The organism is Priestia aryabhattai (assembly GCF_023715685.1).
In the GTDB taxonomy this organism is placed as follows: Bacteria; Bacillota; Bacilli; order Bacillales; family Bacillaceae_H; genus Priestia; species Priestia aryabhattai_B.
Map to the genome: position 1 here is coordinate 1 of NZ_JAMBOQ010000010.1, position 19,339 is coordinate 19,339.

The following is a 19,339-nucleotide window of genomic DNA, read 5'->3' on the forward strand; positions in this document are numbered from 1 at the left end:
GCGACAAGATGTCACATTGGTTTCGATCAAGCTCGCGCAGAGCTACAAATGATGTTTAAAGCAAACTAGTGGGTAACGTTCATAAGAAAAGGACACTCCCATTTACACAAAATTATTGACGGTCCCTGAAGTTTCTTATTTTAAATAAAAAACGTCTGTAACATACATACATAACATATATTTTCAAAGTAACTTTAACAAAGAATATTATAGGAGGTGTCTGTTATGAAGTGGGTTACAAGAATTATCCAGGGACTATTAGTTATTGATTTTTTATTATCTGGAATTATGAAATTAACAGGTAATAATACGGTGGTACAGGAATTTACAAAGGTCTACAATTTTCCACTAGGATTTATGTATACTATTGGGATTCTTGAAGTCTTGGGTGCACTTGGACTATTTATTGGTTATTGGAAGCCAAAACTTGCAATAGCTGCTTCTGGAGGATTAGGGCTAATCATGATAGGTGCGATATTCACCCTTTTTAATGCCGGACAAGGATTAATGGCTCTAATGCCTTTAGTAGTTCTTATTTTAAGCATTATTGTATTTATAAGAAATCAAGCAATTTTAAAACAGAAATCAATAATTAAAGAAGGGTAATTGATTATACAAATAGATATTTAAGCATTCTTGTTTTTCAAACTCACATACATCAAAAGCCCTTGGAATCATTAATTCCAAGGGCTTTTGATTCTTACAAACTCCATTATGGTAACTAAAAATAGAAAGGGTATACATCTTCCTTAACTAATGTAGTGGGATAAATTAATAACTATTTAAAGAAGGGATATGGATAATAATGGTGAAATATATTTAACGTGATAAAAACAAAGAGGAAAGAGGGATATTATGGGATTGAAAACAGATAAAATTTTTGTTAATTTACCAGTTAAAGATCTAAATAAGTCCATAGACTTTTTCACTAAAATAGGATTTGAATTTAATGCCCAATTTACCAATGAAAATGCAACATGCATGGTTATTAGTGATAACATATTTGTCATGTTGTTAGTTGAAGACTATTTCAAAATATTTACTAAAAAAGAAATTTCAGACGCAACAAAAAGCACAGAAGTTATTGTAGCATTATCTGCTGAAAGTAAAGAAAAAGTCAATGAGATTGTAAATAAGGCTCTAGCAGCTGGCGGAAAGCCTTCAAATGATCCTATTGATCAAGGTTTTATGTATGGATGGAGTTTTCAAGATATAGATGGTCATCTTTGGGAGATCATGTATATGGATGAAAGTATAATACATCAAAGCCAACAACTGACAGGCACGGAGGTTAAATAAACCACATGTAATTCTCTTCACAACGGTAATTATGGTACTGTGTTTTTAGATGATATATAAGATTAAAAAAGGACAAACCATATACGGTTTGTCCTTTTTTGTTATGTTTTCCGATAATAATGGTTATGTAAACTAAACTTGTATATGATATACAAAGGTAATTTTGTTAAAAATTAAGGAGATCCGTATGAAAGAAAAAATTAAATTGCAATTAGAAAGCTTAGTAGGGTCTAAATTAAACAATATTGGAAGAGCATCGAATCTTTTTTTGCTTGAGCTAGGAGAAAGGTTATCAATAATTAGAAGAGGAAGAACTATAGAATTAAGTGAATATGCTTTAAATATTCAATGTTCATGGCGTATTACGAAGGAGAACAAGATTGTAGTAGCTTCAGGAGATCTTTACTCTCCCAGTTCAGATTGGAATGTAGATAAAGAGGACTTTGACTGGGATGTGCAAGGAAACAATAAATTTGATGAAAAAATTGAATACCTGATGAGAAGCATAAAAGAACCATTAGTTGTAGAAAGAATCGATTCAGATGAGATTGGGGGACTAACAATCTTTTTATCTAAAGGTTTTACACTAAATGTATTCCCCGATATTTCAAGAGATGATGAATACAGTGAGTTTTGGAGATTCTTTACTCGTGGTGAAGATTGTTTCCATTTTGTTGTGACAGGTAACGGTATTGAAAAAGATTTTAACTAAGAAATACATAAAAACAAAAACGGTACTTTTATTAAGTGCCGTTTTTGTTTTGTTACCTATAAAATCCATTATGTGAACTTCACATGTATAGAATATACGGACACAGACAGTAAGATAATACAGAATGGAATACATATATAAAGTATGGCAGTGTCTCTTATCTCCATTGACATTAATAAGTGTTCTTTTAAAAAGTTATAGCAAAAAAAAAACACCCCTTATTTGGGGCGTACTCTATTATCATTATAAAACATAACCTAAAAAAAGTCTACAATTTCATTTTTTTTTATATTATAGTTTGATTACTGAATTCAGTAATACTCATGGGTAAATATAAAATTGAAAGGAAAATGTCTATGACACACAAACATGTCCCTGTTTTAATAGTGGGGGGAGGTCTTAGTGGCCTCACCTCTGCTCTTTTTTTGGCACGTCACAACGTTGATTATTTACTCATTGAAAAACATGCTGGTACAGCTATGCATCCAAAAGCCGGAGGGATTACATTTCGTACGATGGAAGTATTTCGACAACTTGGATTAGAAGCAGCTATCCGTACTGCTAGTGAACCGTTAGATAATATTCGCGGAAGGATTGCTGTAGAGACACTCAAAAGCATAGACCTCGAGGAATTAGAAACTGTAGATAACTCCCAAAAGGCTATTGATAAAGAGAGAATAGAAAGTTTTGAAAAGGTTAGCCCTTCAAAGCCAGCATCTTGTAATCAAATGGAACTAGAACCTATCCTTCTTCAAGCTGCTGAAGAAGGGAAGGGGCATATACGCTATAATACTGAACTTATAGCGTATCAACAAGACGATTTAGGGGTAACGGCCACTATAATGAATCGAGAGACGGGAACGAAAGAAATAATTCGAAGTGATTATTTAGTTGCGGCAGATGGAGCTAAAAGCACAATTCGTCAACATACAAAAATTCCAACTACAGGAAGAGGAGTCATTGGTGGACATTATATTAATATCTATTTTCAGGCTGATCTAAGTCATTTTCTTAAAGGCAGCCAGTTTGGTTGGATTCAAATCCTAAATCCAGAAGTATTTGGTGCGTTCATCACAGTTAATAATCGTGATGAATGGGTTTACCACGTGGCCTATAATCCCTCAAATGGAGAAAGTCCGGAAGATTTTTCTGAGAAGCGATGCTGCGAGATTATAAAAAAAGCTATAGGAGTTTCAAATTTCGATATTGTCATCTTCAGTATTTTACCTTGGGCAGCTGCAGAACAGACAGCCACTCGTTTTCAAGATAATCGAGTCTTTCTAATTGGAGACGCAGCTCACCTTATGCCACCTACCGGAGGATTTGGTTCAAATACAGGTATTCAAGATGCTCATAATTTAGCTTGGAAGCTGGCTGCAGTGATATACAAACAAGCTCATCCACGATTGCTCCAAACTTATCATGACGAAAGACACTATGCTGTAGAAGTAACAACGAAATATGCCAGTGATTTGTTATTTAGCATTATAAATAAAGGTGTAAGCACCCTCAATAATATGGACCATACTGCAGTTACTGTAGGGTATAAATATAACTCAGCAGCCATTATCAAGGAAGATTCCGATACAACACATAGAATGGATCAATTAGAACTAAACGGAAGACCAGGTACACGTGCTCCACATATGTGGTTGAAGTATCAAGATAAGTGTATATCTACCTTAGATTTAATAGGTGAAAATTTCGTCTTATTTACGGGAGAAGATAATAGTCTTTGGCGTACTGCTGCCCGAAATGTATCTTCTCACTTAGGTGTCCCTATTAATGTTTATGGTATCGGTTCACAAGGAGATTGTGTTGAGTGTGAGGATAGCTGGGAAGAATTGTACAATGTTACCTCTCAAGGAGCTGTATTGATAAGACCAGACGGTTTTGTAGCATGGCGTACAAAGGAGGGAGAATCAAATCCCCATCTAATTCTTAAACAGGTCATGACTAACATACTATGGTAAATAAACTAATACGACTGATTTAGAATTGGTTAAAATCCTTATATGTAATAAGTAGGTAATAAATAGTAAAGAAAATGTAGGATAATTAATAATGGGGGAGAGTTATGCAAGGATATTTTGCAATCATATCATTACTTTTAATGATGCTGATGGTTATAATTCGTGCTGAACAGTTGGGGAAAAAGGGAATTAAAGCTTTTAAATTTGGTAAGCTAGATAAAAAAGATTTCTTTATTATCCCATTTGTATTACTGTTTTTTTATCTTATTTTCTCTAGTGTTTTCGATTTGCCAAAACTAGGTACCAAACTGTTTAGTAATGAAGTCTTTAGTTGGATAGGTGTAGTTTTATGCACGATGGGTTTAGTATTATTCTCGTTAAGCATAATTTCATTTGGGAAAAGTTTTAGAGTTGGAATTGATAAAGAAAAACCAGGTGACCTTATAACAACAGGTGTTTTTGCAATTAGCCGTAATCCCATTTATACAGCTTTTGGATTTGTTTTGATAGGGACATTCTTGATTTTACCAAACTGGATATTATTATTGTACGTATTTGCTGGATTTTGGCTTTTTAATCGTCAGGTTCAACTTGAAGAAAAATCCTTGAAAAAGATTTACGGTGAAGAATACGAAGCATACTGTAAAAAAGTTCGTAAATACCTTTAACATTAGTTGTTGGTGGAAAAGGGTACGTCTTTCATTCATATTAAAAGTAAAAGTGGAAGATTAACATAGCCAAAAAAATAAAGAATGTGGAAAGATGTACTTAACCAAACGGGTGCGTTAGTTTAAGATGATAGTATTTGGGGATCGGAAAGTTTGAAAAGAAGAATGCAAAATAAACCCCTGATGCTTCTACGTAGCGTAGATAAATCAGGGTTTTATCTCTAAAAAATGTCTTAACTTGGTTTTTGGAAAAAGGATGTTTTTGGGGACGGAATTTTACTGATGAGCATGCAGTTGATGATTTAAAAGAATTGCTTTCATCAATTGATACATTTCAAAAATCTTAATTATAGATGAAAAGAGTCCTCATGGAATAAGGGCTCTTTTTGTTATCTCGGTAACTCACATTATGGTAACTAAAATTGAATATGACATATCGTCTATAAAGATTAATTACTTTTTGCACGTATAAAAACGTCTATTTTTAAAATTAAATAGACGTTTCATCATTGATTTTTTAGGCATCTAAAAAGGTGTACCTTTTTAGATTATGTATTATATCCTCAATGAATCACTGTAACAAAAACACCAGAATAAATATAATGTTACAAATAAAAAAATTACATATTTAGGGGTTTCAGAGATTCATTATACTTTTCACTCGTAACAAAAATGGTCGTTTTTGTTACGAGTGAAAAGTATGTAAAGTTAATTGTTTGTATGTATGTGTATGGTTCGTTATAGTTTTTATATGATTATATGTAAAAGTGTCAATGTGTGTAAAAATTCTATAGGTAGAGAAAGATTATTCTAGCAGCTAATCAACCAATGAGAATCTATCTATTTAAAAGGTGAGGAAGAATGAAGAATCAAATAAAAGAGGAAATCGTAAAATATCTAGATGGCACTGAATCTTATGTTTCCTTTATCCAACTAGAAAATTACTTAAAACAAGAAAGAATACCCTACGACGGGGAATACTCTGTTTGGTATGTCAACACTAAACTAGACAGTTTTTTTAAGGTGTTTCATTTTGTATTGAATCGGACTCATATAATCAAGTGTCCCATGGATACGCACGTGATTAAACCAATAGACATAGTCCTGTAACTCCCTTGTTAATCCTTCTAAACTAGTAAAATTCCGTCCGTTCACAAATTCCGTTTTAATGATTTTAAAGGTTGCTTCAGCGACCGCGTTGTCATATGGACAACCTTTCATGCTTAATGATCGTCCGATCGTAAATGCCTCTAGTGCTTTATCTATGAGCTTGTTTTTAAACTCATTTCCTCGGTCCGTATGGAAGAGCCGGATTTGATGAAGATTCGCTTTTATTGATGCAAATGCTCGGTAAACTAATAAGGCATCCTTATTAGGCCCTACGCTATAACCGATAATTTCTCGATTAAAGAGATCGACAAATACACATATGTAAGACCATTTTTTATCCACTCTTACATATGTGAGATCACTGACGACAACGGACAACGCTCTCTCTTGCTTGAACCGTCGGTTCAATTCGTTTTTATGTTCTGATTCATTTGGTTCAGTAGAGCGTGGTTTAAACTGAGCTACTGTGTAGATAGAAACTAACTCTTGTTCTTTCATGATACGACCGATGCGGCGTCTTGAGACGACTTTTCCTTGTTTCTTTAGCTCATGCTTAACCTTGCGTGTCCCATAAATCTGACGATTGGCATGGAAAATGTCTATGATTGCAGTGGTAACGTCATCTTCTGTCGGACGCTCCTTCGCTTCATAATAATACGTACTTCTTGAGAGTTGTAGGACTTTGCACATTGCTGATATCGAGTATTTGTGCTGATTATTCTTGATCACTTTTACTTTCGTCCTAGTATCAGCGCGGCTTGCTTTAAAATATCATTCTCCATTTCTAATTGTTTATTTCGTTTGCGAAGCTCCATCAATTCTTGTTGTTCCTCGGTCAGATTATCTTTTTCTTTAAACGAACCAGACGTTTGACTTTGCTCCACCCACTTATCTAAAGAGGAAGGAGTCAAGTCATATTCACGAATAATCTCTTTTCTCGGCTTTCCACTCTGATATAGCTGCACCATCTGTTGTTTAAATTCCTCTGTAAATGTTCGACGTTCTCTTCTGATCATTGTAGATGCTCCTTTAATAGGTTATCTGTAGTCTACTTGACCTTAAAAATTCTGTCCAACTAAGTGTAGCCTATCCAGTTCATGTACCTGGTCATCCTACTATTATGATGTGGCAGGGGATGTCTCTGGATTTTGCCAGAGCAATCCTTGAACTAGTATTTGAAGACTTTGAGATTACTCCTACATATGTCCCTCAGAGCCTCTATACATTAGAAGGGAAAGAAATTGACTTACCGATTGCTGAGAATTTACATTATGAGGACACGATTAAAAGGTGGGCGCCCGTTATGTTTAAGCGAACGAGTCTCTATAAAAAGGATCTTATTTCTAGGTAAGATGAGAAGAATAAGAATTTGAAATGTAATAAGTTCATATGTTCTTCAAAGGCTGTATGGGCCGTACAACCTTTATGTTTTAAATCTGCAACTTTTTGTTACATAATTGGAATAAAACACATGGGAAATGAACTGCCCCCCCCAATTGTTAGACAAAAACTAATAATTGGAGTTGGCAGTTTATTACACCAGTAGTTTTTTTGAGCTATATATGTTATTCATTTTTAGTTTACATGAATACTCTTTCCGGAACCCAACCTAAAAAAGAACCCTTGTCGCAGAACATTACAATGAGCAAAGGCCTTTTTTATTTTATTTCGTAATCTCTACTATTCTACCACCCTCACTTTCCCATTCGTCGAGATTTACAGTATCATTTGGATCAGGAGAGTTTTCACTGTTTTCTGATATGAATAACCATTTATTTTCCACACTATAACCCCCAGTAGATAAGTTGACTGAAATAGCGCCTTCCTAATTTTTACTGTAATCATTCCATCTATATATAATGTGCATTACTCTATTTTATGTATGACTTATTTGCATGATTCGATAATCTTATAATGCACTCTTTGATAATAACTAGAGTAAATATAAAAACAATGAATATAGAGTAATTAATAAATATTTGTTTTTAAAGAATAATCAATAATATCACTTATAAACAAATAGAGAATATTTAAATTTACAATATAAACAAAAACATGATTAACGTATTTTTATTAAATGTTTGTTAATTATTACTTTACTTGTAGAAAAACCCACAATATTTCGCTGTCTAATACCGCAGTCATGTTTATACTCTCATATATATGCTAAAATAACCAATAAACCAATGATCCTACAAAATGGAGTTGTGTATAAAAAAATTTCGGATTAAATACGGAGGGTCTATAGCTATCATGGGTATTGCACAAGCGAAAAATCAACTAGAACAACCAAAACTAGATATAAAGCCTAGAATAGGATTACTGATTATAGGTATTATCCTAATTGGGGCTAATCTCAGAGCTCCCTTAACATCTGTAGGACCACTAGTGGCTTCTATTCGTGACAGTTTGGGAATATCTAATACTTTAGCAGGGACAATAACTACAGTGCCGTTACTAGCTTTTGCATTCCTATCTCCTTTTGCTCCAAAGTTAGCTCGGCGTTTTGGCATGGAGTTTACGCTATTCATTTCTTTAATCTTATTAACAATTGGAATTGGAATACGTTCTTTTGGTGGAGTAGAAACCCTATTTATAGGAACGATCTTAATTGGTTTATCTATTGCCATTGGTAATGTATTGTTGCCCAGTCTAATTAAATATAACTTTGCACAAAATATAGGCATGATGACAGGAATTTATGCAGTTTCTATGAATTTATGTGGCGCTATTGGATCTGGTATAAGTATTCCTATTTCTTCATTATCAGGTTTAGGATGGACCGGAGCCCTTGGATGTTGGGGATTTTTGTCTCTTCTTACTATTTTCATTTGGTTGCCGCAATTGCGAAATCGACATAAGTCTATGAAGTCTGACCAAACAGCGCAAAAGGTTAAATCTATTAACTTATGGCGTTCTAAACTAGCATGGAATGTCACATTATTTATGGGATTTCAATCCTTTATCTTCTACACAGTTATTACATGGATGCCTGAAATTCTTGAACAAAAGGGATTGAACACTCATGACGCTGGCTGGATGTTATCGTTAATGCAGCTTGCTGTGCTTCCTATTACGTTTATTGTTCCTATTTTAGCTGGACGTTTACAAAGTCAGCGTTTATTAGTAGTTGTTCCAGCCGTCTTGCTTATTGTAGGGTTATTCGGCATCTTATATGGAAGTACACTCCTTATCCCACTATGGATTATTATGGTTGGAATTGGAGTTGGATTTGTATTTAGTTTAGCTATGATGTTCTTTAGTTTACGTACAAAAAGTACTAACGAGGCAGCAGAGCTATCGGGTATGGCTCAATCATTCGGTTATCTTTTGTCTGCTGTAGGGCCTGTGTTATTTGGAGGGCTACACGACATTACACACAGCTGGACTATTCCTTTACTGATGTTAGTTTTAGTTTCAGTCCTTATTTTTATTGCAGGCATGGGAGCAGGAAAAAATGAATATGTAACTTCTAAATAATTAATCGATATAAAAACCCTCTAGAGCTACCGTTCTAGAGGGTTTTTATATCGATTATTATTCTACATTTACTTTAATTGTTTACCTACTTTAAACGTAGGAACTTTTGAAGCAGCAATATTCACTTTTTTACCCGTTTGAGGGTTACATCCTGTACAATCGGCACACTGGTATACTTCGAATGTACCAAATCCAACTAGCTGAATTTTTTCTTTTTTGCAAGAGTGTTAAAAATAGTTTCAACCAATGCATTTAGTGCTTTTTTGGACTCTTTTTTCGTAATCGATTCAACCTTCTTTGAACCCCATGTCTTGATCGTCCTATTAGTTGGCTAATTTCTTGTTGAGTACGACCTTCCTCGTAGAACATATACCATAGACGAGCATCTTCTTCTTCCGTCCACTGTTTTTTTTCATATTTTGGACGATTATAATAATCATATTTCCGTTGTTTCCTTACCCAATCTGGCTCTGGCACAAGAGTATTTGTAGGTATTTTAGAAAAGTTAAGGAGCTTTTTATTCTGCTCAGCCCATTTCCAAAAGGCCGATACTTCGATTCCTATAAATTTTCGTGTTTTTGCCCTCGTGATTTTATGAGTCAATCCCTTTTCTTGAATCCATTTATAGATAGTATGAACATCAATTTGAAGACACCTTGCCAGTTCATACACCGTAATATTTCCGGTATGGGCTTTTACTCCATATAAACCTAAGCGATTTAATCTAGACTCTAACGCTTGTACACTTCGCTGTAATTGTTTAGATATGGATTCAAGAGATTTGTATCCATAATACTTTAGTAGGTATTCATCTTCTTGCTCCGTCCATCTACGCATTGTTTCTTTTCGTACTAGTTTTAATATTTTAATACGGGTAGCAATAGAAGAAGGGCTCTTACCTAGATGATTTCCTATTTCACGATTGTTCATGATATCAATGTTTTCTTTTAAGAAAGTGTCCTGCTCCATTGTCCATTTCTTACGTAAGCAATTCTCTTCATTACGAAGGTTTAATCGTATAATCCGTTTATTAACGGATTCTTTGCTACGATTTAAATGTTCACCAATTCTTTGGAACGTCATCTGTCCATATTGTTCTTCAAGGAATAAATCTTCCTTCTTGGTCCATAGCTTTTGATTTTTACTCAATGTTATCTCCCTCCAGTTCGTGCAGAAATCATAAAGTGAAGAAGAAAGTAAAAAGGACGTTAGTACTTTGTACTAACGCCTTTGATGGTATTCATATTTATGGATTAGTAGTGCTTTTATTTGTGATTATCTAGATTAGTTATAGTATGCAGTATTATAGGTATATATATAATATATCATATCGTATTTTCACATGGACAAATAAACATAAATTCCTATTTATAAAGCTATAAAGTGCTATGGTAAACATAAATACTTTAGGTTTTTTCTATGATGAAAAATGGGCCCTTTTTCTAGAGGAAGTGTAATAAGTGAAATTTGTTTTAAATAAATATATTAATCATGATTTTTATTCGGGGGGTAAGATTTATGTGAACCTACATAATGTCGGTTTACATAAATAAAAGAGGTCACAGAATTTATCTCTGTGACCTCTTTTATTTATGCTTTTTCTCTACGTTGTTTGACAAAATGAATATTCCAGTAGATTAAAATGGCAATGATGATATACTGTGCCATAGGAGAGATGACTAAAGCTTTAGAGATAGGGAACTCATACACAATCACAACTTTTACTAACGCTTCTATCATCAGTCCGATACCCCAAACAGCCGCCATTATTCGTATAAAGTGACGGAAGGATATCTCTTCTTCCCATCGTTTTGTCATGACGGATTTATTTGAAATAAACCTAATTGTAAAGTAATAGATCAGTGGCTTCGGTGTCAATAAAGAAAGTAAGAAGACAAGTCCCATTATGCCTGTAACATACGATTCCCTTAACAGAATAAAACGTTCATCTCCTCCAATCCATGCCGCCACTATGCTAAGAACAATTCCTGAAAAAATAAAAAAAGAGAACGTATCCAGCTTTTTATCCTTTATGAGATGATAAAGTGTATCTACTAATGGAACACATGCTGCAAAAGATAATGCAATAATACTTGTTATATGCGTTTTTAAAATGGTATAGATTAAGTAAGGTAAAACAATATTGATGAGGACACTTACAATTATTTCTACTTTGCTTGTTTGCATTCTCTACACCCTCCTTCCATTCTCTCTATATGGTTTATTGAACCTTCCACAACTTTCGCAAGAGCTAAGTGAAAAAGGAACATGTAAAAATATATTCGACACAGTGGAGGAAATTAACCTCTTTATCAAATGTATATATACTTCAAAATTTAAAAATTCATTATTATGTATTAACTGATATCTATTCATATTTCCCTCTCATTTATTTGGTGGGAATATTTAAGGAGTTATATAAAGTATGATTTAACAATCAAATATATAAAGTCTGTAAGGACAATTGATTTTTATTGCTCTTGTTAAAGTAATAGATATCGTATTTTACTTATAAATACATTATCTATTACATACTATGTAGAAAAAGGTTATATTTGTCGTCATCTAAAGTAAATGGTAAAACTTTATTTTATATAATATAGTTTTACTATTTACTCCTATGTATGAGAATAATTTAATATTTAATCCAATTAAAAATTACTTAATTTAAACCTTATTAAATGTAAAACGTTATAGAGTTTATATTTAATCATTATCTCTTTAACAATTTCTTAAAAGGGAAGTAGAAGATAGATTGGTATATAAAATGTAGCTTCTCGGCAGACATAAAAAAGGACTTTAAACTTAAAGTCCTTTTTTATGTTTCATTAATTTAATTGGAAAAAACTAAATGATATTATCCCCGATATCTTTTTTAAAACATCAATTTGTCGAATTGATCGCCTCGCGGCTGACTAAGACACGGCGGATAAAGAACGCTATGACCAAGCCAATCAGTGCTATGATCATTGTGAATAAGAACACGTTTTGCGATCCAGCCGTCATTGCATTTGCAATTTCAGCCTGTTTGTCTGGAGTGGAGGAGCTGTGCAAGTATTTCTCCATACCGCCTGTAAGGATACTGATTGCGATTGCTGTTCCAATCGCGCCCACGACCTGCTGCAGGGTGTTCATGACTGCTGTGCCGTGTGGGTATAACTCCGGCGGCAATTGATTTAGCCCGTTCGTTTGAGCAGGCATCCATATCATGCCTACTCCAATCATGAGCCCGATATGCAAAGCCACGATAAAGGCCACTGAAGAAGCAGGAGACAGGGTAGTAAAGAACCATAACATGACTGCAACGATCACGAGTCCGGGAATAACGAGCCATTTCGGCCCATATTTATCAAACAAGCGCCCCATACGTGGGGAGAGGATACCGTTCAGCGCGCTGCCCGGCAAAAGCATGAGTCCCGCAGTGAATACAGACAGTCCTGCACCCGTCTGCAGAAACATCGGCAGAATAATCATGCTCGACATCATGATCAACATACACGACAGTATCAGGAGCAGCCCAACGACGTACATTGGGTACTTGAAAACGCTCAGATTCATCATTGGATCGCGCATAGAGTTCTGTCGCAGTATGAACAGCACTAACGCGGCGAGCCCAATAATGATTGAAGTAACCACAACCGCGCTACCCCAGCCTTCAGATCCTTCGCCCGCCTTACTGAAGCCGAAGACTACTCCTCCAAAACCGATCGTTGACAATACGACAGACAGCAGATCGATCCCGGGCTTTGTGACATCGGTAACATTTTCTAAATACTTCAGCCCTACCAACAACCCAATAACCAGGAACGGCAGCGAGAACCAGAAAATATAATGCCATGTTAAATACTCAATTAATAGACCGCCAATGGTTGGGCCGGTTGCTGGTGCAAACATAATAACAAGTCCAACGAAGCCCATAGCCGCCCCCCGCTTTTCCGGCGGGTATATGACAAGAATCGTATTGAACATGAGAGGTAGCAATAACCCCATGCCTGCCGCCTGTAAAACTCGAGCGACCATCAACATTTCAAAATTAAAAGCGAGCGCCGCAATGAGTGTACCTAGAATTAAGCTTGTGATTGAACCTGTGAACAGCTGTCTCGTTGTAAATCTCTGCAGCAGTAGCCCGCTCATCGGCATTAAAATGCCAAGAGTCAACAAGAACCCGGTTGTTAACCACTGTGCGGTTGCAGCTGAAATTTGGAATACTTCCATTAAATTAGTCATTGCTATGTTTAGAGCAGTCTCGCTAAACATGCCGACAAAACCGCAGATAAGCAGCGATGCCAAGATGGCACGCGTATTGTATTGCTTCTTCATTATCTATATCTCCTTGTAAATCAATTTAAGTAATAACCATTTATTTTTTAGGGTTATTTGGACTTTATGGTGGAAAAGGCTCTATAAGTCACCCCTCTCTAAATTCTTAATAAATGTGGAAAGTTTTCCTTTCCTTGTCCTTTTTATTTATCTAAAACACCGATTCTCAAACAGAACCTTTCTTATTAACTTCTTCAAGCAATTTAGATATTAATAACTTTAGTGAGGAATTAACCTCATTTTTTACAAATTCTCCGTCCTCGTTCAATTTATTGTTTTCTCCTGAAATTAATAATGCTCCACCATCGAATACATTTGCATTTAACATACTTAAATTGAGTTGTAATGCTTGATGAGCATTTTCCCCATCACATGAAGCTGTAATAATCGCTACTGGTTTCGTATAAAGCTCTGCAGAGGACACCAACCATTCTAAAGCATTTTTCAAGACACCAGGTACACCCTTTATATATTCGGGTGTACAGATAATGACTCCATCTGCTCTTGAAAGCAATTCTCTATATACTTGCACCTCTACTGGTGGTTTATCATTATCTAATTCACGATTAAAATGCGGAAGTTTTTCAATACCATTGTATATTTCATATTCAACACTGTTGGGCATGAATTTTTTTAGACTATTAAGCGCTTTTAGAGTTGATGATTTTTTCCGACTACTTCCTGATAGGGCTACAATATTAATCTTTGTTTCCATACGAATCTCTCCTTCAATAAATATTGATTAAAATTACTTCACTTCAGAAACTCTGATTCCATTAAACTATTTTTTAGTTTAGGGTGAAATTTATTTTGTACGTGATGCATTAGAATAAGGGAGCTTCTGTCTTATCAGCAATAGATCCATCGCCCCTCCCCCGTACCAATGTTGGAAATGAAAGATCACTCGAACCTGTTGCCATTCTTGCCCACATTAATTCCAATGGCCCTGCCAAATATACCGCCTCTTCCTCTGCTTCTGCTACAATAACACCAATAACCAGAATGCTTTTTAGTTCCTTCATATGATGCTCCATAACTTTGGTATGTAAAGGAGGGAAGAAAGTAGTAATGAGGTTAAATTTTGAGTATTAATTTTCTCTTTTGACCTTATTCGCTACTACTCTTGAATAAACTGTCTTGCTAAAGCTTTAAAGTGCAGATAATCACCCATTTTAAAATTAGACGTATCAAGAAGATAGAGAGAATTTCTATATTCCAAGTTAGTTGTTTAAGATTTTAATTAAAGTCTTGCATTAAAGTATCAACCACTTCTTTTACAGTTCTGATTTCTTTAATTGGCGTAATTCCAGTACCTATAGAAATATAGCCATCGTCTGTATTTCCCTCTAGCATGCCGATACGCATTCCAATTGATCCACGCATCATTTTTGCTGTTTCTTCACGACTAGCACCTTGTTTATCCATTTCGACTAGTTTATTCGCTAATTTAGTAGGTAAAGACCGATAGTATGCTGGTAAAGTACGGAACATTAGTAAATCTTCTGCTGTAGCATCTACAATCATTTGTTTCACGTTTTCTGCTGCTGGATTTTCTTTTGTTGGAATAAAGACACTACCAGCAAACACACCTTCAGCGCCTAAAGCAAATGCAGCACGCACTCCTCTGACGTCTCCAATACCCCCAGCTGCCATTACAGGGGTATTTATAGCATCTACAATCATTGGAACAATCGAAAATGTTCCAATAACTCGTTCTGGAACCGTACCACCTTCATCAAATCCAGTCGCTACATAAACATCTATTCCAAATTCTTCTGCAGCTTTTGCATTTTCAATAGTAGGAGTAAGGGGTCTATAAACAATTTTAATATTGTTTTCTTTTAATGGTTTAAAGATTCTTTCATCCAGTATATCGTTCACAAGAACAACAGGAACTTTCTCGTCAATAACTGTTTCTAAAATCGGCCATGTGTAAGCTAAATCACGATTTACGATCACAGGTACTCCAAATGGCTTATTAGTTAATGATTTTATTTTTTGTATTTCAGTTCTCATTCTTTCCGCAGATATTTCGGGTGAACGAGTTATATCAACCTGACCGGCATTTGGACCTAGAAATCCTAATCCACCAGCATTGCTTACCGCCGCAACAAATTCGGCATTAGTAACCCAAGACATCGGGCCCTGTATAATCGGTTTTTCTATATTTAATATTTCGCATATTCTATTATTCATTATTGAATCCTCCTGAGCCATTTATAAAATAAAATTATTTTTAAAAAACTTTTCTATCCTCTTGATATTCTTCCGATGAAACTTGCGAAACTCTTGCGGTTAAACGGTCTGTTCCTGAGGCTCTCCCTATACCAATATCTAAAAAGCTAATTTATCTGCCGACTTTGCAACTTCTGTAGTGCTAGCAAGCCTTTTAGTAGGGTTTGAACTCTTATAAATCAGGAAATGTACTAATTTGACTAGTAGTATTGTGATGCTCAGTAAACCATTATCTGGTGTAAAGAGCCTTACGATTATTTTCAACAACCTTCAGTTGGTTAAAAAATACTTAGTTTGCTAAATATTTTTCACCTCCTTGGCTAATTTACTAGTGCAATATTTTGGCCAGAGTATTTTCAAGGCTTCTAAATATGTATTTAGGGTGCTAAATATATATTTAGCATACTAAATACTTTTTTAAAGAGAAAACTTAGTATAAATTTTTCTCCATACGCTTTAATAAATCCCTTAATATTAAGCGTTCTTCAGCTGAAATTGACTGTAGTAATTTTTCTTGCTGCTGTTTCCATTTAAATTCAACGGGTTCTTCTAATTCTTTGCCTTTATCCGTTAGATAAATTCGCATAACCCTTGCATCTTCTTCATCACGTTTACGGTATATGAAACCATTCTGCTCTAACGATTTAACCATATTTGTTACCGTAGGCGGTTCGCATTTTAAATGTTCACATAGCTGCATTTGTGTTATTCCATCACCTAACCACAAACGCGAGAGTAAATTATCTTGGCCTACATAAAGATTAAGTTCTCTAAGACTCTCACTATAATTCCGACGCGTTTGGGAAGAAACTTTATCCAAGGACATACGAATATCACAGTCAACACTAACCTTCATAGATGAACCTCCTCTAGCCAAAAATATTTAGTAGGCTAAATATATCATGGTTGTTTTTAGTTGTCAACGTTACTACATTGATTGCTCTTCTTCAGCTAACCTGCCCCGTCAGTGGAACATCAGGGTTCTACCTTCTAAAAAGTTCCTTAGCGTATAATATATGCGTTTTGTCGGCAGGACCCCATTAAGGAGAAAATAAATATTTTATCAATAAAAAAAGCAGCATTCCGTGATAAAAAAACATAGAAGCTCAGATATTAATTGTTTTTCATCTTGTAGCCCTTGAATTTATACCCATATACGCTTGTAAGATCAACAAACCCCTTATAGGAATACGTAATCACAATCGGTGTACCTTCTTGAACTTTATCATAAAGCTTTTCAATATCTGCCTTATGCATTATGACACAACCTTTCCTCACGTATTTTCCAATACTGCTTTCATTGTTGTTGCCATGAATACCATATGTATCACCATACGTACCGTTTGCATTTAACCCTAACTAACGTTTTCCTAATGGATTGCGAGGATCGCCCACGGGAATATGCCCTGTATAGTAAGGACTATTTTTAACCTTATTCACTACTTTTAAAAAGCCAACTGGTGTGTTGTCCCATATTTTCCCCGTTGCTACTGAATCAACGATTTCAATATAGCCATTATGAAAATACGCAAGCTTGTTATAGGACTTATTGATAATAATTAAATCCTGATTCGCTGGTTTGCTTGCTCCTTCTACCTTCCCAGTATGAAAAAAGAAGACTCTTCAGCCTTCACTTCACCTTCAAACTTTTGCTTTTTTTAATGTTTCATTTCTTATGATCCATTTCTTTTTTTGGTAGAATGTGCTCCATTATTCCGTGCAAAAAATTTCGAAAATTCATTTTATGATTTCTCCTTTCTCCCTTTTACATAATCCTTTATCTCCCTCAGTACCTCCCTCCTTTCTAAACTGACTTTTAAAGAAATCCTGGTAAGAAATCTTTTTTTTCTTTTCGATTCCATCTATTTTTTTAACGGACATTGGATCAATATTTTGTAAGAACAGATCTATAATATTCGTTCCTTTCCTGTAAATTGTGGTTCCCTACTACAAAAGAGAGAAGAGCATAAGGGGTTTTTGCCCCCACCATAGGTGTGGGGCTAGGCAGAGCCTAGCTTCACCGTGATATCACGGAAAACCTCAAAGTGTCGACTCTCTGGCGACTCAAAAACGGTGTCCGGCGATTCTCTGGCGACCCATGGGCCAGTCAGTGGCGATACCTCTTTTTTCACTTCATAGCTAAATCTTGTTTCATCTCATTCAATTTTTGGAACTTCTCCTATAAACTTTTTCGTTCATCTTCATAGAGGTGAATGCTTCCATCGCTGGATTGAATAGTATCTTTTTTTATCATAATTTTTGATCCTGTCTCGAATTTTCCATAGCTTTTCATTTTCTTTTTTATAAAATCTTTTTCTAACTCATGTGAACATGAAAAAGATAAATGATGATGGCCTGTGAACATGCATTTTTTTAGAACAGTCATCGTTTATAGCATAAAAATTGGTGCATAAATGATAAAAAAGCACGCGGAAATCACTCGTATTATAAGCAAAAATAAATGGCCTTTTTGATCATGAACGTGCGGAAAAAAATAAAAAAAGATCGCTTGTTCTATCTTATTTTTTCCAAAAAAATACTTCAAAATGAAGTGACCTTTGAGGGGACATTTATCAAATATGAGGGTGCGGCGAAGGGGTTTCTGGCACAAGTGTTGTGATTACTGAAGGGCCTCTGAAGGGACTATCCTTCAATTTAAGGGTCCGCCGAGGGGGTTCTTGCAAACATTTCTTTGTACCCAAGGTTTTGCTAGGCTTAGCCTAGTCCCACACGTTCTATGGGGGCAGAAACCCCTTATGCTCTTCTCTATATTTTTTAAAGGGCACCAGTATTTTGGGAATTCCAAATAAAATATGGAACCTAAAATAAGAAATGTTGATCTTACTGCTGTTAAAAAAATTGATGAGTTAGCAAGGAAACCTAATCAGTCTTGACAGCAATTTTCAAAGAATTAGGTTCACACATGAACTATTTTTAATCAACAATTCGACCGAGAAGGACCTCTTAAAAATTTAATTAAAGTCAAAAGTAAGACGATGGAACGTTGTGTAATTTCTATGGAAAACTTAAATGATATATTAAAAGAATTGATGAGGAAGTATGGGGATGATGAATAGAAAGGCCGGATGATTTCACTCAATATAGTCACATATTAATACATTCAAGATTACATGCTTAAAAACAAAATTAGATATCCTGGCGACGCTATATCTGACATTTGTAATAGATTCAAATATAAACAAAAAAGAATGGAACTGCACTAATTTTCTCATGAGTAAGCCCACCAGTTGGGACTCCTAATTTTCCAATAGGACCTTTCCCCCCCCATACATTAATAAAAAAAGCATCTTCTACATTTATAAGTAGAAGATGCCTGTATCATACTTTTGGAATTTTGCATAGTGTCATTTTTTATAGTCCCTTTTTAGAAAAAGTACTATAAAAAATGGCACTACCCAGAATGCCCATTTACCCTTACCATTGAAGTTGTATTAATTCATTAAATTTCCAAAAATAATAAAAACTAAATATCATAACATACTTTAGAATACTTGAGTAGGGGAAACTTTTTTCCCTTCCCC

14 protein-coding genes and 2 pseudogenes are annotated in these 19,339 nt (G+C 35.0%); 6 read left to right on the plus strand and 10 right to left on the minus strand.

Annotated elements, in window-relative coordinates; all coding sequences use genetic code 11:
• The first annotated feature begins 225 nt into the window (after positions 1 to 225).
• The 5 genes from M3225_RS25520 to M3225_RS25540 all read left to right on the plus strand — a co-directional run bounded on the left by M3225_RS25520 (position 226) and on the right by M3225_RS25540 (position 4,652).
• On the plus strand, positions 226 to 606 hold the full coding sequence (locus tag M3225_RS25520; RefSeq protein ID WP_251399415.1) for a DoxX family protein: 381 nt from the start codon (positions 226 to 228) through the stop codon (positions 604 to 606).
• A 249-nt stretch (positions 607 to 855) separates the two neighbouring features.
• Positions 856 to 1,299: a VOC family protein gene (locus M3225_RS25525; RefSeq protein ID WP_251399417.1), complete on the plus strand. Its 444-nt coding sequence runs from the start codon at positions 856 to 858 to the stop codon at positions 1,297 to 1,299.
• A gap of 187 nt (positions 1,300 to 1,486) precedes the next feature.
• The gene (locus M3225_RS25530) at positions 1,487 to 2,011 is read left to right on the plus strand and encodes a hypothetical protein (protein ID WP_251399419.1); all 525 of its coding nucleotides are present in this window, start codon (positions 1,487 to 1,489) and stop codon (positions 2,009 to 2,011) included.
• Positions 2,012 to 2,367: 356 nt separating this feature from the next.
• On the plus strand, positions 2,368 to 3,984 hold the full coding sequence (locus M3225_RS25535) for an FAD-dependent monooxygenase (RefSeq protein ID WP_251399429.1): 1,617 nt from the start codon (positions 2,368 to 2,370) through the stop codon (positions 3,982 to 3,984).
• 104 nt (positions 3,985 to 4,088) lie between these two features.
• The gene (locus M3225_RS25540; protein WP_251399431.1) at positions 4,089 to 4,652 is read left to right on the plus strand and encodes a methyltransferase family protein; all 564 of its coding nucleotides are present in this window, start codon (positions 4,089 to 4,091) and stop codon (positions 4,650 to 4,652) included.
• A 1,005-nt stretch (positions 4,653 to 5,657) separates the two neighbouring features.
• Here the strand turns inward: M3225_RS25540 and M3225_RS25545 are convergent.
• Positions 5,658 to 6,778, minus strand: a protein-coding gene (locus tag M3225_RS25545; protein WP_251399434.1) for an IS3 family transposase whose coding sequence is annotated in 2 segments (ribosomal slippage) — positions 5,658 to 6,529 and positions 6,529 to 6,778 — 1,122 coding nt in all. Because the reading frame shifts where the segments join, the coding sequence is not laid out codon by codon here.
• Between the two features lie 1,237 nt (positions 6,779 to 8,015).
• On the opposite strand from M3225_RS25545, the gene M3225_RS25550 reads away from it, so the two are divergent.
• Entirely contained in the window at positions 8,016 to 9,242 is a 1,227-nt protein-coding gene (locus M3225_RS25550) for a CynX/NimT family MFS transporter (protein WP_251399437.1), read from the plus strand.
• A 68-nt stretch (positions 9,243 to 9,310) separates the two neighbouring features.
• Here the strand turns inward: M3225_RS25550 and M3225_RS25555 are convergent.
• The 9 genes and pseudogenes from M3225_RS25555 to M3225_RS29990 form a co-directional block, all read right to left on the minus strand.
• Positions 9,311 to 9,558: pseudogene (locus M3225_RS25555) on the minus strand (HU family DNA-binding protein).
• Positions 9,495 to 10,391, minus strand: coding sequence for a MarR family transcriptional regulator (locus tag M3225_RS25560; RefSeq protein WP_251399440.1), 897 nt, complete (start codon positions 10,389 to 10,391; stop codon positions 9,495 to 9,497). The pseudogene M3225_RS25555 and the gene M3225_RS25560 overlap by 64 nt, the downstream one beginning before the upstream one ends.
• A 441-nt stretch (positions 10,392 to 10,832) precedes the next feature.
• The gene (locus tag M3225_RS25565) at positions 10,833 to 11,429 is read right to left on the minus strand and encodes a VC0807 family protein (RefSeq protein ID WP_251399442.1); all 597 of its coding nucleotides are present in this window, start codon (positions 11,427 to 11,429) and stop codon (positions 10,833 to 10,835) included.
• Between the two features lie 696 nt (positions 11,430 to 12,125).
• Positions 12,126 to 13,562: a DHA2 family efflux MFS transporter permease subunit gene (locus tag M3225_RS25570; RefSeq protein WP_251399456.1), complete on the minus strand. Its 1,437-nt coding sequence runs from the start codon at positions 13,560 to 13,562 to the stop codon at positions 12,126 to 12,128.
• Positions 13,563 to 13,728: 166 nt separating this feature from the next.
• Positions 13,729 to 14,277: an NADPH-dependent FMN reductase gene (locus M3225_RS25575; RefSeq protein ID WP_251399459.1), complete on the minus strand. Its 549-nt coding sequence runs from the start codon at positions 14,275 to 14,277 to the stop codon at positions 13,729 to 13,731.
• A 109-nt stretch (positions 14,278 to 14,386) separates the two neighbouring features.
• On the minus strand, positions 14,387 to 14,584 hold the full coding sequence (locus tag M3225_RS25580) for a hypothetical protein (protein WP_251399463.1): 198 nt from the start codon (positions 14,582 to 14,584) through the stop codon (positions 14,387 to 14,389).
• Positions 14,585 to 14,798: 214 nt separating this feature from the next.
• Positions 14,799 to 15,758, minus strand: a complete 960-nt coding sequence (locus M3225_RS25585; protein WP_251399466.1) for an NAD(P)H-dependent flavin oxidoreductase — start codon at positions 15,756 to 15,758, stop codon at positions 14,799 to 14,801.
• Positions 15,759 to 16,227: 469 nt separating this feature from the next.
• On the minus strand, positions 16,228 to 16,653 hold the full coding sequence (locus M3225_RS25590; protein WP_251399469.1) for a MarR family winged helix-turn-helix transcriptional regulator: 426 nt from the start codon (positions 16,651 to 16,653) through the stop codon (positions 16,228 to 16,230).
• A 257-nt stretch (positions 16,654 to 16,910) separates the two neighbouring features.
• Positions 16,911 to 17,357, minus strand: a pseudogene (locus tag M3225_RS29990) (L,D-transpeptidase).
• Positions 17,358 to 19,339: the final 1,982 nt, after the last annotated feature.

Bases quoted from the DNA above. Each gene is read 5' to 3' on its own strand.
- M3225_RS25520 (WP_251399415.1), top strand. From the start codon at position 226: ATGAAGTGGGTTACAAGAATTATCCAGGGACTATTAGTTATTGATTTT.
- M3225_RS25525 (WP_251399417.1), top strand. From the start codon at position 856: ATGGGATTGAAAACAGATAAAATTTTTGTTAATTTACCAGTTAAAGAT.
- M3225_RS25530 (WP_251399419.1), top strand. From the start codon at position 1,487: ATGAAAGAAAAAATTAAATTGCAATTAGAAAGCTTAGTAGGGTCTAAA.
- M3225_RS25535 (WP_251399429.1), top strand. From the start codon at position 2,368: ATGACACACAAACATGTCCCTGTTTTAATAGTGGGGGGAGGTCTTAGT.
- M3225_RS25540 (WP_251399431.1), top strand. From the start codon at position 4,089: ATGCAAGGATATTTTGCAATCATATCATTACTTTTAATGATGCTGATG.
- M3225_RS25550 (WP_251399437.1), top strand. From the start codon at position 8,016: ATGGGTATTGCACAAGCGAAAAATCAACTAGAACAACCAAAACTAGAT.
- M3225_RS25565 (WP_251399442.1), bottom strand. From the start codon at position 11,429: ATGCAAACAAGCAAAGTAGAAATAATTGTAAGTGTCCTCATCAATATT.
- M3225_RS25570 (WP_251399456.1), bottom strand. From the start codon at position 13,562: ATGAAGAAGCAATACAATACGCGTGCCATCTTGGCATCGCTGCTTATC.
- M3225_RS25575 (WP_251399459.1), bottom strand. From the start codon at position 14,277: ATGGAAACAAAGATTAATATTGTAGCCCTATCAGGAAGTAGTCGGAAA.
- M3225_RS25580 (WP_251399463.1), bottom strand. From the start codon at position 14,584: ATGAAGGAACTAAAAAGCATTCTGGTTATTGGTGTTATTGTAGCAGAA.
- M3225_RS25585 (WP_251399466.1), bottom strand. From the start codon at position 15,758: ATGAATAATAGAATATGCGAAATATTAAATATAGAAAAACCGATTATA.
- M3225_RS25590 (WP_251399469.1), bottom strand. From the start codon at position 16,653: ATGAAGGTTAGTGTTGACTGTGATATTCGTATGTCCTTGGATAAAGTT.